This is a genomic window from Stenotrophomonas riyadhensis, from assembly GCF_040256885.1.
GTDB lineage: Bacteria > Pseudomonadota > Gammaproteobacteria > Xanthomonadales > Xanthomonadaceae > Stenotrophomonas > Stenotrophomonas riyadhensis.
This window is the reverse complement of the sequence record NZ_CP155568.1, coordinates 3,736,463-3,752,457: the sequence shown is the minus strand read 5'-3', so window position 1 is coordinate 3,752,457 and position 15,995 is coordinate 3,736,463. Positions and strand designations below refer to the sequence as shown.

Annotated in this window: 12 protein-coding genes; 8 read left to right on the top strand and 4 right to left on the bottom strand. The window is 66.1% G+C overall.

Translation table 11 applies throughout. The annotated features are described in order from the left end of the window. Nucleotides 1–2 precede the first annotated feature (2 nt). The 4 genes from fdhE to fdnG all read right to left on the bottom strand — a co-directional run bounded on the left by fdhE (nucleotide 3) and on the right by fdnG (nucleotide 6,013). Nucleotides 3–986, bottom strand: a complete 984-nt coding sequence (gene fdhE / locus SriyCCGPB3_RS17340; RefSeq protein ID WP_350259561.1) for a formate dehydrogenase accessory protein FdhE — start codon at nucleotides 984–986, stop codon at nucleotides 3–5. A gap of 389 nt (nucleotides 987–1,375) precedes the next feature. Continuing rightward, nucleotides 1,376–2,023, bottom strand: coding sequence for a formate dehydrogenase subunit gamma (locus tag SriyCCGPB3_RS17335; protein ID WP_164119395.1), 648 nt, complete (start codon nucleotides 2,021–2,023; stop codon nucleotides 1,376–1,378). After that, nucleotides 2,020–2,934 (bottom strand): formate dehydrogenase subunit beta, encoded by a 915-nt coding sequence (gene fdxH / locus SriyCCGPB3_RS17330; RefSeq protein WP_097049444.1) that lies wholly within the window; start codon nucleotides 2,932–2,934, stop codon nucleotides 2,020–2,022. Before fdxH ends, SriyCCGPB3_RS17335 begins: the two co-directional genes overlap by 4 nt. Before the next feature lie 10 nt (nucleotides 2,935–2,944). Then, the gene (gene fdnG, locus SriyCCGPB3_RS17325) at nucleotides 2,945–6,013 is read right to left on the bottom strand and encodes a formate dehydrogenase-N subunit alpha (protein ID WP_350259560.1); all 3,069 of its coding nucleotides are present in this window, start codon (nucleotides 6,011–6,013) and stop codon (nucleotides 2,945–2,947) included. A 290-nt stretch (nucleotides 6,014–6,303) separates the two neighbouring features. On the opposite strand from fdnG, the gene gmk reads away from it, so the two are divergent. The 8 genes from gmk (at nucleotide 6,304) to SriyCCGPB3_RS17285 (ending at nucleotide 15,877) form a co-directional block, all read left to right on the top strand. Next, the gene (gmk, locus tag SriyCCGPB3_RS17320; protein ID WP_110713473.1) at nucleotides 6,304–6,969 is read left to right on the top strand and encodes a guanylate kinase; all 666 of its coding nucleotides are present in this window, start codon (nucleotides 6,304–6,306) and stop codon (nucleotides 6,967–6,969) included. 110 nt (nucleotides 6,970–7,079) lie between these two features. Then, nucleotides 7,080–7,379: a DNA-directed RNA polymerase subunit omega gene (gene rpoZ, locus SriyCCGPB3_RS17315; RefSeq protein WP_005410877.1), complete on the top strand. Its 300-nt coding sequence runs from the start codon at nucleotides 7,080–7,082 to the stop codon at nucleotides 7,377–7,379. Nucleotides 7,380–7,485: 106 nt separating this feature from the next. Continuing rightward, the gene (locus tag SriyCCGPB3_RS17310) at nucleotides 7,486–9,648 is read left to right on the top strand and encodes a RelA/SpoT family protein (RefSeq protein WP_093999555.1); all 2,163 of its coding nucleotides are present in this window, start codon (nucleotides 7,486–7,488) and stop codon (nucleotides 9,646–9,648) included. Nucleotides 9,649–10,003: 355 nt separating this feature from the next. Further along, nucleotides 10,004–10,390, top strand: a complete 387-nt coding sequence (locus SriyCCGPB3_RS17305) for a RidA family protein (RefSeq protein WP_005410875.1) — start codon at nucleotides 10,004–10,006, stop codon at nucleotides 10,388–10,390. 67 nt (nucleotides 10,391–10,457) lie between these two features. Continuing rightward, nucleotides 10,458–12,509 carry an ATP-dependent DNA helicase RecG gene (gene recG / locus SriyCCGPB3_RS17300; protein WP_433963297.1) on the top strand — a complete coding sequence of 684 codons (2,052 nt, stop codon included), beginning with the start codon at nucleotides 10,458–10,460 and terminating at the stop codon, nucleotides 12,507–12,509. Nucleotides 12,510–13,033: 524 nt separating this feature from the next. Beyond that, entirely contained in the window at nucleotides 13,034–13,972 is a 939-nt protein-coding gene (locus SriyCCGPB3_RS17295) for a nucleoside hydrolase (RefSeq protein ID WP_032127836.1), read from the top strand. Between the two features lie 88 nt (nucleotides 13,973–14,060). Continuing rightward, on the top strand, nucleotides 14,061–14,303 hold the full coding sequence (locus SriyCCGPB3_RS17290) for a type B 50S ribosomal protein L31 (protein WP_010484049.1): 243 nt from the start codon (nucleotides 14,061–14,063) through the stop codon (nucleotides 14,301–14,303). 296 nt (nucleotides 14,304–14,599) lie between these two features. Next, nucleotides 14,600–15,877 (top strand): citrate synthase, encoded by a 1,278-nt coding sequence (locus tag SriyCCGPB3_RS17285; protein WP_110713467.1) that lies wholly within the window; start codon nucleotides 14,600–14,602, stop codon nucleotides 15,875–15,877. Nucleotides 15,878–15,995: the final 118 nt, after the last annotated feature.

Below are 15,995 nucleotides of genomic sequence, written 5' to 3'. Positions count from 1 at the left end.
CCTCACTCGCTGTCGGACTGCCACAGCAGCGGATTCTGGCTGGCGCGCGCATACCCTTCCTCGCCCAGCAGCAGGTCCAGCGCCAGCGTGCCGAGGTCGTCGGCCACCGGTTCCAGTGACGGGTCTTTTTCCAGATACAGGATCTTGCGGTAGCTGTGGCAGTGGTCGCAGGTCTCGGCACGGACCGCGCTCTCGCGCACAGCCTCGCCGCTGTCGCCATCCACATCGGCCAGGGCGCGGTAGGCGATGTCCTTGCCGGCGGTGCCACACTGGCTGCACTGCACGCGCACGTAGTGCCACTGGCAGGCACACAGTGAGCACGACAGGTAGCGGTAGGACGCATAGGGCGGCCGCGCCTGCACCACGCTGACCACCGGCAGGGTGCCGCACAGCGGGCACAGCCCCGGTGCATCGGCCAGCGGCTTCAGGTCGGTGGGGCGGAAGCTGTCCGCCAGTACCGCCCAGTAGACCTGCAGCGCGTTCATCACCAGCAGCGCAGCCACCGCATCCACCGACGGCGCGTCATCACGTTCCAGCACCGCATGCGCTTGTGCATCCAGCCACGCGTCATCGGCAGCGGCAACGCGCTGCAGTTCCAGCCGGGTTTCCGCCGGCAGCCCGGCTTCTTCAGCGCAGTGCTGGCATAGCGTGCGCAGCCAGCCGCGCCAACAGCCATCCAGCTGAAGCGTGTTGGCCGGCCGCAACGGCATCCCGGCGCCGGCCGCCGCACTCGACTGCTGTGCACGCGCCTGTGCCTGAAGTTCCTCGCGTTGCGGCGGTGTCAGATCCTCCAGCAGCGCCTGCTGCGCATCGGCCAACGCCGCCAGAAGCTGCAGGTAACCACCGATGGCACTGTGTCCCGCCAGACTGCGCAGCCGGTCCGCACGTCCGGCAAACAGCGACGCGGTATCGGGCAGGATGATGCGCGGAACATCGCGCGAGGCCAGCGTCTCGATCTCACCGGGTTCAAGGATGCGTTGCGCCATGCAGGGCCAGCCAGAAGAACCAGCCTCCATCCTCGCCGTTGTCAGCGCTGCCGTCCAGCGCACTGCGGGCCATTTGAAATGGTTGGGGTCAGATCCGTTTTCCATAGGAAAACGGATCTGACCCCATCGGTTGTTACCGTGTTCATTGTGTCGACCAAGGTCGACACCCACCAACAGCAACGCAGAACGCCGTCCCGACAGATCGCAGGAACCTGTCGAAGGCGGGGTGGGTCCGGTTGCGGGGGTGTCCGCGGCATGGATGCCGCGGCCAAGCCCCCATGGAAGGGTTTACGGCGTCCCCCGCAACCGGACCCACCCCGCCATCCCACGGATAGCCGCTGTTGCTGTTGCCTTGGCTTGAAGCGGGTGCAGGGCCGCAGGCCCTGCCGCTAACCCTGTTCCCGCCGCCCGCGCAGGATGTCCCGGAACCACTGCCGGTGATGCTTGTACGCCCACCCGTAGGTCACCTTGCCCTGGGTCATCGCCCGCACCGAGCCCTTGATCCAGATCGCTGCATAGATGTGCACCACGATCGCGCAGACCAGTACCCAGCCGAACAGCGCATGGGCAAGCACCGAGAAGCGGATCACCCCGATCGGGAAGAAGTGGCTGAAGTACTGCCGCCAGATCACGAAGCCGGTCAGCAGCAGCGCCGACAGGCAACCGATGATGGCCCAGAACAGCAGCTTCTGGCCGGCATTGAAGCGGCCCACCGGTGGCAGCTTCTCATCCTCGTTGCGCAGTACATCGCGCATGCCGCGCATCCACGCGCGGTCATCGGCGCTGAGGAAGTTGTCACGCCACATCCGCAGCGCCAGCAGCGCAAAGCCGATCACCATGGCCAGGCCGATGAACGGATGCAGGATGCGCGTCCACGGCCCGCCACCGAACAGCTGGGTCAGCGGGAACAGGGCAGGGTGGAACAGCGCCAGCCCGGACAGCGCGGTCAGCACGAAGCAGATCGCCACGATCCAGTGGTTGATGCGGGTCGGCGCACGGTAGCGGATGATCTCGCGGGGGCGCGGGGCGCGGCTCATGACCGGTCCTCCTCGATCTTCTCGGCCTCACGCTCGGCGTGTTCTTCCTCTTCCTCGTCCACCGTGTTGCGGCCGATGCCGATGTAATGCAGGAAGCCGGCGAAGGCCGTGGCGGCGATCGCCAGCACGCCCAGCGGCTTGGCCACGCCCTTCCACACTTCCACCATCGGGCTGATGCGCGGGTCCTTGGGCAGGTCGGCGTACAGCTCGGGCTTGTCCACGTGCTGCAGCACGTACATCACATGGGTGCCGCCGACGCCCTGCGGGTCGTACAGGCCGGCGTTCTCGTAGCCACGCGATTTCAGGTCCTCCACGCGGCCGGCGGCATGCTCGGTCATCGCCTGCTTGCTGCCGAAGGTGATCGCACCGGTCGGGCAGGTCTTCACGCAGGCCGGTTCCTGGCCCACCGCCACCCGGTCCGAACACAGCGTGCACTTGTAGGCCTTGTGGTCCTTCTTGGAAATGCGCGGCACGTCGAACGGGCAACCGGTCACGCAGTAGCCGCAGCCGATGCAGTTCTCTTCCTGGAAGTCGACGATGCCGTTGGCGTACTGGATGATCGCGCCCGGCGACGGGCAGGCCTTCAGGCAGCCCGGATCGCTGCAGTGCATGCAGCCTTCCTTGCGGATCAGCCACTCCAGCTTGCCCTTCTCGTCCTCGTACTCGCGGAACTTCATCACCGTCCACGACTGTTCGCTCAGGTCGGGCGGGTTGTCGTAGCTGCCAACGCAGCTGCCGACCTCGTCGCGCAGGTCGTTCCACTCCATGCAGGCGACCTGGCAGGCCTTGCAGCCGATGCACTTGCTCACATCGATCAGCTTGGCGACCTGGCCGGTGTGCGCACCGCGCGCCTCCGGCGAGGGCGTGGTCGTGGCCGAGCGGCGGATGATGTCCAGGGATTGCAGTGACATGGCGTGTCTCCTACACCTTCTCGACCTTGACCAGGATGCACTTCGATTCGGGCGTCTGCGAGTTGCCGTCACCGATGGCGTTGGTCAGCGTATTGGCGATGTATCCGGGCTTGGCCGCACCGAGGAAGCCCCAGTGGATCGGCACGCCCACCTGGTGCACGGTTCTGCCATCGATCTGCAGGGCCTTGATGCGCTTGGTCACCATCGCCACCGCTTCGATGTGCCCGCGCTTGGAACTGACCCGCACGCGGCTGCCGTTGTTGATGCCCAGCTCGTCGGCCAGGGCCGCGCCGATCTCGACGAACTGCTCGGGCTGGATGATCGCGTTGAGCTTGCCGTGCTTGGTCCAGAAGTGGAAATGCTCGGTCAGGCGGTAGGTGGTGGCCACATGCGGGAACTCGTCCGGCGAGCCGATCTGTGCGCGATCGCTGGCGAACACGCGTGCCGCCGGGTTGTTCAGCGTCAGTGCCTGCCCCGGGCTGAGCGGGTTGCTGCGCAGCGGGGTGTCGAACGGTTCGTAGTGCTCCGGGAACGGGCCCTCGGCCATGCCGGCCTTGGCGAAGAAGCGGGCGATACCCTCTGGGTTCATGATGAACGGGCCCATGCCGCCGGCGGGATCTTCGTCGGCCTTGAAGTCCGGCACGTCCACGCTGCCCCAGTTCTTGCCGTTCCAGGCCAGCAGCGTGCGGCGCGGATCGAAGGGTTGGCCAGCCACGTCGCACGACGCGCGGTTGTACATCACGCGGCGGTTGGCAGGCCACGCCCAGGCCCAGCCCAGCGTGTTGCCGATGCCGGTGGGGTCGCTGTTGTCACGCCGCGCCATCATGTTGCCGGTCGGGCCCCAGGCACCGATGTAGATCCAGCAGCCGGAGGAGGTGCTGCCGTCGTCGCGCAGGTCGCCGAACGCGGCCAGCTGCTCGCCGGCCTTGCGCACCAGCTTGGTCGGGTCCTTCGGATCGAACACGTCGGCCAGCGCCTTGCCGTTGTATTCCATCGCCAGTTCTTCCGGCGTTGGCAGTTCCGAGTTGGAGTACTTCCAGGCCAGGTCGCGCACCGGCTCCCACCACGCACCGCCGTCCTTCTCGTACATCGCTTTGATGCGATGGAACAGCTCGGACATGATCTCGATGTCGCTGCGTGCTTCGCCCGGCGGATTGGCACCCTTCCAGTGCCACTGCAGCCAACGCGAGGAGTTCACCACCGCGCCGTTCTCCTCGGCGAAGGAGGTGGTCGGCAGGCGGAATACTTCGGTCTGGATCGTGCCCGGATCGACGTCGTTCAACGCACCATGGTTCTGCCAGAAGGCAATGGTCTCGGTTTCCAGCGGGTCCATGCTGACCATGAACTTCAGCTTGGAGAACGCACTGATCAGCTTGCCCTTGTTCGGCGCCGAAGCCAGCGGGTTGAACCCCTGGCAGATGTAGCCGTGGATCTTGCCCTCGTTCATCAGCTCGTACGCCTGCAGCATGTCGTACGGCTTGTCGAGCTTGGGCAGATGGTCGAAGCACCAGTTGTTGTCGGCGGTAGCGGCGTCGCCCCACCACGACTTCATCAGGCTGACGTGGAACTTCGGGTAGTTCTGCCAGAACGACATCTGGTTGGCGCGCAGTGGCTTCTGCGTGCGCTTGGCGATGTAAGCGTCGTAGTCCTGCTCGTCCTGTTTCGGCAGCGTCAGGTAGCCGGGCAGCAGGTCGGACATCAAGCCGATGTCGGTCAGGCCCTGGATGTTGGAATGCCCGCGCAGCGCGTTCATGCCGCCGCCGGCCACGCCGATGTTGCCCAGCAGCAGCTGCACCATGGTGCCGGCGCGCACGTTCTGCGCGCCGATCGAGTGCTGCGTCCAACCCAGCGCGTACAGGATGGTCATCGCCTTGTCCTTGCCGGCGGTGGACGCGATCATGTCCCAGACCTGGCGGATGCTGTCGGCGGGCGTGCCGCAGATGCGTTCGACCATCTCCACGGTGTAGCGCGCGTAGTGCTGCTTGAGCAGGGTGTAGACGCAGCGCGGGTCCTTCAGCGTCGGGTCGCTGCGCACGAAGCCATCGTCACCGTAGGCGTAGTCCCAGCTGGAGCGGTCGTAGCTGCGCTTCTCTTCGTTGTAGCCCGAATACAGGCCGTCCTTGAAGGCGAACTCGTCCTTCACCAGGAACGACATGTCGGTGTAGTTCAGCACGTACTCGTGCTGGATGCGGTCCTCGGTCAACAGGTAGTTGATCAGGCCGCCCAGGAACACGATGTCGGTGCCGGTACGGATCGGCGCATACACGTCGGCCACCGCGGCCGAGCGGTTGAAGCGCGGATCGACCACGATCAGTCGGGCCTTGTTGTGTGCCTTCGCCTCGGTCACCCATTTGAACCCGCACGGGTGTGCCTCGGCGGCATTGCCACCCATGATCAGGATCAGGTCGGCATTCTTGATGTCGACCCAGTGATTCGTCATCGCACCACGGCCTAGCGTCGGGGCAAGACCTGCCACCGTCGGGCCGTGTCAGACACGTGCCTGGTTGTCGAATGCCAACATGCCAAGGGAGCGGACGACCTTGTGGGTCAGCACCGCGGTTTCATTGCTGGTCGCCGAGGCCGCCAGCATGCCGGTGGTCAGCCAGCGGTTGACCGTCTGCCCGGCCTCGTTCTTCTGCACGAAGTTTGCATCGCGGTCTTCCTTCATCAGCCGCGCGATGCGGTCCAGCGCATCGTCCCAGCTCAGCCGCTTCCACTCGTTCGAGCCCGGTGCGCGGTACTCGGGGTAGAGCAGGCGCGACTTGCTGTGGATGATGTCGGCCAGGCCGGCACCCTTCGGGCACAGCGTGCCGCGGTTGACCGGATGGTCCGGGTCGCCCTCGATATGGAAGATGCTCGACTCGGCGTTCTTGGCGCCGTCGCCGAGGCTGTACATCAGGATGCCGCAGGCCACCGAACAGTATGTACAGGTGTTGCGGGTCTCGGTCGCGCGGGTCAGCTTGTATTGCCGAACCTCCGCGAGCGCGATGCCGGGCGCGAAGCCCATCAGTGCCAGGCTGGAGCCGACCAGGGTTGTCCCGGTCACTTTCAGGAACTGGCGGCGGCTCATCGATGGCATGCCGTTCTCCTGGGATGGCGGGGAGGCACGGGCCTCCGGGCTGTCGTTGGGTACGGCCCGGTTATAGCACAGGCCCCCGCATGCCCATGTGGCACAAGGCCCGGCGCCTGCCGGGCGGGCGCGGCAAGGGGCGGCTCTGGTAAAGTTGCGTGCCCGCACCCCGGGGAGTCGTCTGCCGGGCCTGGTTCCAGGATGTTCCGCGCAGCCCCCGCCGTCCTGGCGCGATCCTCCGCGCCGGATCTGGAACATCGAGGAAAAATTTTGCGAAATCAACCAGTTGGGTTCCGTGCATGAGCGCCCCGTCTACTCCGTCGGACGCCGTCGCGCGCGGCACGCTGTACATCGTTGCGGCGCCCTCCGGCGCCGGCAAGAGCAGCATCGTCAACGCCACCCTGGCGCGTGACCCGCAGATCGCCCTGTCGATCTCCTTCACCTCGCGCGCGATGCGCCCCGGTGAAGTGAACGGCCAGCACTACCACTTCGTCAGCGCCGAGAAGTTCGAACAGATGATCGCTGCCGGCGACTTCTTCGAGCATGCCTGGGTGCACGGTGACTGGAAGGGCACCGCCCGCCAGTCGGTGGAACCGCAGCTGGCCGCCGGCCAGGACGTGCTGCTGGAGATCGACTGGCAGGGCGCGCAGCAGGTGCGCCAGCTGGTGCCGGGCACGGTCACCGTGTTCATCCTGCCGCCGTCCAAGCAGGCCCTGCAGGACCGCATGCGCAAGCGCGGCCAGGACAGCGAGGCGGTCATCGCCCAGCGCCTGGGCGCGGCCCGTGACGAGATGCTGCACTTCAACGAGTTCGATTACGTGATCGTCAACGAGGTGTTCGACACCGCCGTGGACGAGCTGTGCGCCATCTTCACCGCCAGCCGGCTGCGCCGGGAGGCCCAGAAGGTCCGCCACGCTGGCCTGATCCAGGCCCTGTTGACCCCCGATCCGGGCGCAACTGACTGATTCCAAAAGAATCGGGTAGGGGTTGGCTTGATTTTGTCCAGCCCCTGCCAGTACACTCCGTCCCCTTTCCCTCATTCGACTGAGCGGCCGACCGGTCGCCGGGAGCCCGTATGGCCCGCATCACCGTAGAAGATTGCCTGGAAGTCGTTAACAACCGTTTCGAACTGGTCATGATGGCTTCCAAGCGTGCCCGCCAGCTCGCCAACGGCGTGCAGGCCACGCTGGACAACAGCGAGACCGAGGACAAGCCGACCGTGCTGGCGCTGCGCGAAATCGCTGCCCGCAAGATCGACAACGCGCTGATCGACGAAGTCGAGAAGGCCGAGCGTGAGCGCGCCGAGCGCGAAGCGCTGGAGTGGGCTGCCGCGGAAGTGGTCGCCGACGAAGACATGTCCAAGAACGACGATTGATCGCATCGATCAACGTAATCGTTGGATGTGCCGAACAGCCCGCCCCGTGCGGGCTGTTTCGCATTCAGGATTTGCCGTAAACGTCGCGCTGGAATAGGCTTCGGGCATGAACCCAGGCCCCACTGCCAAGGTCGCCGCAGCCCCCGCTGCCGCCGTACCCGACTACGTCCTCCAGCTTGAACGCGCCGCCCATTACCTGCCGCCGGAACAGCTGCCGCTGTTGCGCCGTGCCTGGGAAGTCGGCGCCGCCGCGCACGCTGGGCAGACGCGCAAGTCGGGCGAGCCCTATATCACCCATCCAGTGGCCGTGGCCCAGGTGCTGGCCGAGCTCGGCCTGGACGTGGAAGCGCTGATCGCCGCGATCCTGCACGACACCATCGAAGACACCCCGCTGACCCGTGAGGCGCTGGCCGCCGAGTTCGGCGAAGCCGTGGCCGAACTGGTCGACGGCGTGACCAAGCTGGACAAGCTGAAGTTCCGCGACCGCCAGGAAGCAGCCGCCGAGAGCTTCCGCAAGATGCTGCTGGCGATGTCGCGCGACCTGCGCGTGATCATGATCAAGCTGGCCGACCGCCTGCACAACATGCGCACGCTGGGCGCGCAGAGCCGCGAAGCACGCGGCCGCATTGCCCGCGAGACGCTGGAGATCTACGCACCCATCGCCCAGCGCCTGGGCATGAGCCTGGTCAAGAGCGAGCTGCAGAACCTCGGTTTCAAGGCGCTGTACCCGTGGCGCCACGCCATCATCGAGAAACACATCCGCAGTCAGCCGGTAGTGCGCCGCGAGGCGATGGCGCAGGTGGAAGTGCAGCTGTCGCAGCGCCTGGCCAAAGAAGGGATCGAGCACCGCCTGGTCAGCCGCATCAAGACCCCGTGGAGCATCTACAACAAGATGCGCGACGAGAACAAATCCTTCGACCAGGTGATGGACGTGTTCGGCTTCCGCCTGGTCGTGCGCAGCGTGCCCAGCTGCTACCACGCGCTGGGTTCGGTGCATGCCACCTTCAAGCCGCTGGATGGCCGCTTCCGCGACTTCATCGCCATTCCCAAGGCCAACGGTTACCAGTCGCTGCACACCGTGCTGTTCGGGCCTTATGGCTCGCCGATCGAGGTGCAGATCCGCACCGAGGAAATGGACCTGATTGCCGAACGCGGCGTGGCCGCGCACTGGACCTACAAGTTCGGTGGTGATTCGCCCAACAGCGCGCAGAGCCGCGCGCACGCCTGGATCGTCGAGCTGATCGACTCGCAGCGCGCCGCCGGGTCCTCGCTGGAGTTCCTCGACAACGTCAAGGTCGACCTGTTCCCGGACGAGGTCTACCTGTTCACCCCGAAGGGCAAGATCCTGGCCCTGCCGCGCAACTCCACCGCGCTGGACTTCGCCTACGCCGTGCATACCGATGTCGGCAACATGGCCGTGGCCTCGCGCGTGGACAAGAAACTGGTGCCACTGCGCACCAAGCTGGTGTCCGGGCAGTCGGTGGAGATCATCACCGCCCGCTCGGCCACGCCGAAACCGCAGTGGCTGGAATTCGTGGTCACCAGCAAGGCGCGCACCGCCATCCGCCACCAGCTCAAGCAGCTGGAGCACGAAGACGCCGTGCAGCTCGGCCACCGCATGCTCGACCGTGCGCTGGAGGCGATGGATTCGTCGCTGGAGCGGCTGCCGAAGGGGCGCCTGGATGCGTTCCTGGCCGAGCACCGCTTCCCGCGCCTGGAGGCACTGCTGGCCGAGGTCGCACTGGGCAACTGGATGCCGACCCAGGCCGCGCAGGCGCTGATGGCCTATGCCGAACTGCGTGGCGGCCCGCATTCGCGCCACCACTCGCAGGAAAAGATCCTGATCAACGGCAGCGAGCGCGGCGTGGTCACCTTCGCCGGTTGCTGCCAGCCGATTCCCGGCGACGAGATCATGGGCTACCACACCGCCGGCAAGGGCATCGTGGTGCACCGCATGGACTGCCCGAACCTGGCCGAGCTGCGCAAGTCGCCCGAGCGCTGGGTGCCGATCGGCTGGGACACCACCGTTTCCGGCGACTACGACACATCGCTGGTGGTGGAAGTGGAGAACGGCACCGGCGTGCTGGCGCAGCTGGCCGCCGCCATCGCCCAGAGCCACTCCAACATCGAACGGGTGGACTACCTGGACCGTGACTTCAACGCTGCCGTGCTGGCGTTCAACATCCAGGTGCGCGACCGCAACCACCTGGCCGAAGTGATGCGCCGCCTGCGCCGCCTGTCGGTCGTGCAATCGGTACGCCGCCAGTAACGCGAACCCGGGGTCGGATCCCTCTCCTGCGGAGAGGGCTCTGACCCCATTGAATCCCGCCGTAGGTCCACACAATGCGTGGATGATCGCGCGTTCGCCGGGAATGGCCCGACGCTACCGGTTGTATCGCAGTAGATCCAAGCCATGCGTGGATATTCCCGGTTGTGCCGGCCGCTGACCGGCAACCTTGCGATGCCGGCAAACGTTCATGGAGTTGCCGGCCAGCGGCCGGCACTACCATCACCGTGCAGGGTCAGAGCCGTTTCCCGCCGGGAAACGGATCCGACCCCAGCCGACGCGCGCCCCCACCCGGTACAATCACCGCTCTGTTTTCCCCCAAGCACCGGAGCGACCCATGTCCCGCCAGATCATCAACACCGAAAAGGCCCCCGCCGCCATCGGCCCGTACTCGCAGGCCGTGCGCGCCGGCAACACCGTGTATTTCTCCGGCCAGATCCCGCTCGACCCGGCCACCGGCGACATCGTCGGCGCCGGTGACGTCGAAGCCCAGGCCCGCCGCGCCTTCGACAACCTCAAGGCCGTGGCCGAAGCCGCTGGCGGCTCGCTGGACAAGGTCGTGCGCCTGGGCCTGTACCTGACCGACCTGGGCGAGTTCGCCAAGGTCAACGCCGTCATGCAGGACTACTTCCAGGCCCCGTACCCGGCCCGTTCCACCATCGAAGTCTCCGGCCTGCCGAAGGGCGCCAACTTCGAGGTCGACGCGGTGATGGTCATCGACTGACCGCCACGTGGCACGCAAGGCGGCGGTCACCCCGGTCCTGTCACCGTCCGGCGAAGCATCCCTGGCGATGCTCGCTGGCGTGGGCCCGGCCGTGGCCGCCAAACTGCAGGCGCGTGGCCTGGCCACCCTGCAGGATCTCTGGCTTCATCTGCCGCTGCGCTATGAAGACCGGACCCGGCTGACCCGCATCGAAGACCTGCGCAATGGCGTGCCGGCGCAGGTGGAAGTGCGGGTGGTCGCGGTCGAGCGCGGCATGCGCTACCGGCCGATGCTGAAAGTGGCGGTGGAGGATGAGGGGCAGGGCACCCTGGTGCTGCGCTTCTTCCATTTCCGCCAGCAGCAGGTCGGCCAGTTCGCGGTCGGCAACCGGCTGCGCTGCTTCGGCACGCCCAAACCCGGCCACCTCGGCCTGGAAATCGTCCATCCCAGCTACCAGCTGCTGGGCCGCAACGACGATCCCGAACTCGGCGACCGCCTCGACCCGGTGTATCCCACCGTCGAAGGCGTCGGCCCGATGACCATGCGCAAGCTGATCGGTCAGGCGCTGGATCGCCTGCCTGAGGAAAGCACGCTGGAACTGCTGCCCAGCGGCTGGCTGGATGGCCTCGGCCTACCGTCGCTGCGCAGTGCGCTGCTGACCGTGCATCGGCCGCCGCCGGATGCCGATCTGGCCGCCTTGGCAGCAGGCACCCACCCGGCGCAGCGTCGTCTGGCAATGGAAGAGCTGCTGGCCCATCACCTTAGCCTGCGCCGCCAGCGTATTGCCTTGCAGGCGCACCATGCGCCGCCGCTGGCCGGCCCCGGCAAGCTGGCCAAGGCGCTGCTGAAACAGCTGCCGTTCGCGCTGACGGGTGCACAGGCGCGTGTGTTCAAGCAGATTCGCGAAGACCTCGCACGGCCCAGCCCGATGCTGCGGCTGGTGCAGGGCGACGTCGGCTCCGGCAAGACCGTGGTCGCCGCACTGGCCGCGATGCTGGCAGTCGAGCAGGGTAAGCAGGTCGCATTGGCAGCGCCCACCGAACTGCTGGCCGAGCAGCATCTCAACAACCTGCGCGGCTGGCTGGAACCGCTGGGCGTGCGTATCGCCTGGCTGGCCGGCAAGGTCACCGGCAAGGCGCGCGCCAAGGTGATGGAGCAGGTCGCCAACGGCGAAGCGCAGGTGGTGGTCGGTACCCATGCACTGATGCAGGAGGCGGTGGTATTCCAGGATCTGGCTCTGGCCATCGTCGACGAACAGCACCGCTTCGGCGTGCACCAGCGGCTGGCCCTGCGCGACAAGGGCGCGGGTGGCAACAGCGTGCCGCACCAGCTGGTGATGACCGCCACGCCGATTCCGCGCACGCTGGCGATGTCCGAATACGCGGATCTGGATGTGTCGGCCATTGACGAACTGCCTCCCGGCCGCACACCGGTGCAGACCGTGGCACTCAACAACGATCGCCGTCCCGAACTGATCGAGCGCATCGCGCTGGCCTGCCAGGAAGGGCGGCAGGTGTACTGGGTGTGCACGCTCATCGAGGAAAGCGAAGAGCTCGACGCCACGCCGGCGCAGGCCACCTACGAATCGCTGCAGGCGCTGCTGCCGGGCGTGCGCGTGGGGCTGGTGCATGGCCGCCTGAAGGCCGCCGAGAAGCTGGCGACGATGGTGGCGTTCAAGGCGGGTGAGATCGATCTGCTGGTGGCGACCACGGTCATCGAAGTGGGCGTGGACGTACCGAACGCTTCGCTGATGGTGATCGAGAATGCCGAGCGCCTCGGCCTGGCCCAGCTGCACCAGTTACGCGGCCGCGTGGGCCGCGGTTCGGCGGTGTCGCGCTGCGTGCTGCTGTACCAGGCGCCGCTTTCGCAGATGGCGCGCGAGCGTTTGCAGACCATGCGCGAAACCAACGATGGGTTCGTCATCGCCGAAAAGGATCTGGAACTGCGTGGCCCGGGCGAACTACTCGGTACCCGCCAGACCGGCCTGGCCGGTTTCCGCATTGCCGATCTGGCCCGCGACGCCGGCCTGCTGCCCGGCGTGCACGATCTTGCCGAACGCCTGCTGGCCCAGCAACCCGCGCTGGCCGATCGCGTGGTGCAGCGCTGGATCGGCACCGCCGTGCGTTACGCCTCGGCGTAAGTGGCGGGGTCAGACCCCTTTGCACAGCAAAGGGCTCTGACCCCATCCCCGGGACGCTCATCCACGCATGGCGTGGATCTACTGTAGAGCCGAGCCCACGCTCGGCTGCTTTTCGCGCTGCGCGCGGGAGTCGAGCATGGCTCGACTCTACAGAGAGCCAATTCGATCATTTACATGTTCCTCCACGCATTGCGTGGATGTGTGGACCGAGGTCGACACCCACCAGAGCAGAACGCCGTTCCGACAGATCGCGGAAATCTGTCGAAGGCGGGATGGGTCCGGTGGTAGGGGTGTGAGCGGCATGGATGCCGCGACCAAGCCCCCATGGACGGGTTCACGGCGGCCCCTGCCACCGGACCCATCCCGCCATCCTCCAGAAAACCAGCTTCTGACGTTGCCGTTGCTGTTGCCGTTGCTCCTGCCTCTGCGGGTGCAGGGCGCAGCCCTGCCGAACCCCAACCCCCCGTACTTGCAACGGTCATCATCCCGGTCCACACTTCGTTGCCGATCTGAAGACGGCAACGATGACCCACAAGATCCCCCTGTTGATCGACACCGACCCCGGTGTGGACGACGCCCTGGCCCTGCTGATGGCCTTTGCCGACGAACGGCATGACGTGGTCGCCCTGACCATCGCCGCCGGCAATGTCGGCCTGCAGTACACCGTCCGCAACGCCCTCAAGCTCTGCGACATCGTCGGCCGCGCCGACGTGCCGGTGTTTGCCGGCAGCCCGGATCCGCTGCTGCATCCCTCCGTTGACGCCGCCCACGTGCATGGCCGTGACGGCTACGGCGACGTGGACCTGCCGCCGCCGAGCCGCCAGGCCGAGGCCGAGCATGCCGCGCTGGCCATCCTGCGCCTGTCGCACGAGCACGCCGGCGAACTGATGCTGGTGATGCTTGGCCCGCTAACCAACCTGGCGCTGGCACTGAAGCTGGACCCGACCCTGCCCGAGCGCATCAAGCGCATCGTGGTCATGGGCGGTGCGGTCACCTGCCACGGCAACATCACCCCGGCGGCCGAATTCAACATTGCGTTCGATCCGGAAGCGGCGCACGTGGTGTTCACTTCGTTCAAGCACCTGCTGGTGTCGGACTGGGAGGCCACCGTCGCCCATGGCCTGCCGCTGCAGGACGCCGAGAAGTGGCTGCAGGCCGATTCCGATCGTGCCCGCTTCTACGAGCTGATCTCGCGCAAGACCCGTGGCCTGTCCGAAGACAGCAAGGGCGGGCGCTGGTACACCGCCGATGCGGTGGCCATGGCCTGGGCACTGAACCCGGAAGGGCAGCTGCAGGTCGAATCGCGTCCGCTGAACGTGGAACTGAACGGCACGTTCAGCCGCGGCGCCACCATCGTCGACTGGAACCGCCAGACCGGCCAGCCGGACAACTGCGATCTGCTGATGGCCTACGACCAGCAGCGTTTCGAGGCCCTGGTGCGCCAGGCCCTGGGCGCGGACTGAAGTTGATTGACCGGCACCGGTTGCCCCGAGCGGCAACCGGTGCTTATAATGCCGCTCTTGACCACCAGCCCATTTACGGTGTGAGCCCATGAAGGCCGATATCCATCCGAACTACCGCGACGTCGTCTTCCATGACGTCACCTCCGATTTCAAGATCCTGACCCGCTCGACCATGGCGACGAAGGAAACCATCAAGTGGGAAGACGGCAACGACTACCCGCTGGTGAAGGTTGAAATTTCCTCGGCTTCGCACCCGTTCTACACGGGCAAGCACAAGGTCATCGACACCTCGGGCCGTATCGACAAGTTCCAGAAGCGCTACGCGCGCTGATCTGTCGATCCAGCTTCGAACCGACGGCCGCGCTCTGCGCGGCCGTTTGTTTTTCCCCAACGCCAACCCAACGGGCGTTTGGATGGACGGAACACTGCGTTCGTGTGACAACGCTTTTGCCGATCCGGGCCGCTCAACGGCCGGCGTCTGGCCGCCTGTCGTATACGACTTCTGTCTAGCGCCGGGCAAATGCTGCTGTGCGATAATGGCGTGATCCCCGGCACAGGCCGAGGACGTCATTCACGTGCCTGACCAATGCGCTTGGGCAGGCGCCTTCCCATGAAGGAGCGCACACAGTGTCCGATCTTGATCAGGTCACGCTCAACGCCGGCGATAAGTCCGTCGTTCTGCCCGTCATCAAACCCACCCTTGGCAACGACTGCGTCGACATCGCGAAGCTGACCAAGGAAACGGGGTTCTTCACCTACGATTCCGGCTTCACCGCGACGGCCAGCTGCAAGTCCGCCATCACTTACATCGACGGCGACAAGGGCGTGCTGCTGTACCGCGGCTACCCGATCGAACAGCTGTCGGAAAAGTCGAGCTACGTCGAAGTGGCCTACCTGCTGATCAACGGCGAGCGCCCGAGCGCCGAGCAGCTGAAGGCCTTCACCGATGAGCTGACCGCCGAAGCCAACGTCGATGCGTCGATCAACACCCTGATCGGCAGCTTCGCCAAGGACGCCCACCCGATGGCCATCCTGGCTGCCGCGATCGCGCAGCTGTCGGCCATCTACCACGACTCGCTGGACCTGTCCGACGCCGAACAGCGCCGCCAGGCCGCCGTGCGCCTGATCGCCAAGGTGCCGACCCTGTCGGCGCTGATCTACCGCCATGGCAAGGGCCTGCCGGCCAACAAGCCGGATACCTCGCTGGACTACGTCAGCCGCTTCCTGAAGCAGACCTTCGAGTCGGCTGATGGCCAGTACGACCTGAACCCGGACGTGGTCAAGGCGCTGGACCTGCTGTTCATCCTGCACGCCGACCACGAGCAGAACGCCTCGACCTCGACCGTGCGCCTGGTCGGCTCGACCGGTGCCAACCCGTACGCGTCGGTCGCCGCTGGCGTCACCGCGCTGTGGGGTCCGGCCCACGGCGGTGCCAACGAAGCCGTGCTGAAGATGCTGGAAGAGATCGGCAGCGCCGACAACGTCGAGTCCGCCGTGGTCAAGGCCAAGGACAAGACCTCCGGCTTCCGCCTGATGGGCTTCGGCCACCGCGTCTACAAGAACTTCGATCCGCGCGCCAAGGTCATCGGCGAGATGACCAGCAAGGTGCTCAAGCAGCTGGGCGTGCAGGATCCGCTGCTGGACGTGGCCGTGAAGCTGGAACAGGCCGCGCTGCAGGACGAGTACTTCGTCGCCCGCAAGCTGTACCCGAACGTCGATTTCTACAGCGGCATCATCTACAAGGCGCTGCAGATCCCGACCGAAATGTTCACCGTCATGTTCGCCCTGGGCCGTACCTCCGGCTGGGTCTCGCATTGGCTCGAACAGCAGGTTGACCCGGAAATGAAGATCGGCCGTCCGCGCCAGGTCTACACCGGCAGCGACGTGCGCGACTACCAGGGCTGATCGCCCGCGTAGGTTGTGCCGAGAACGCCCCGCATCCGCGGGGCGTTTTTTTTGCCGCCCTGGTGGGTGCCAACCTTGGTCGGCACGCTTTTGTAGAGTCGAGCCATGCTCGACTGCT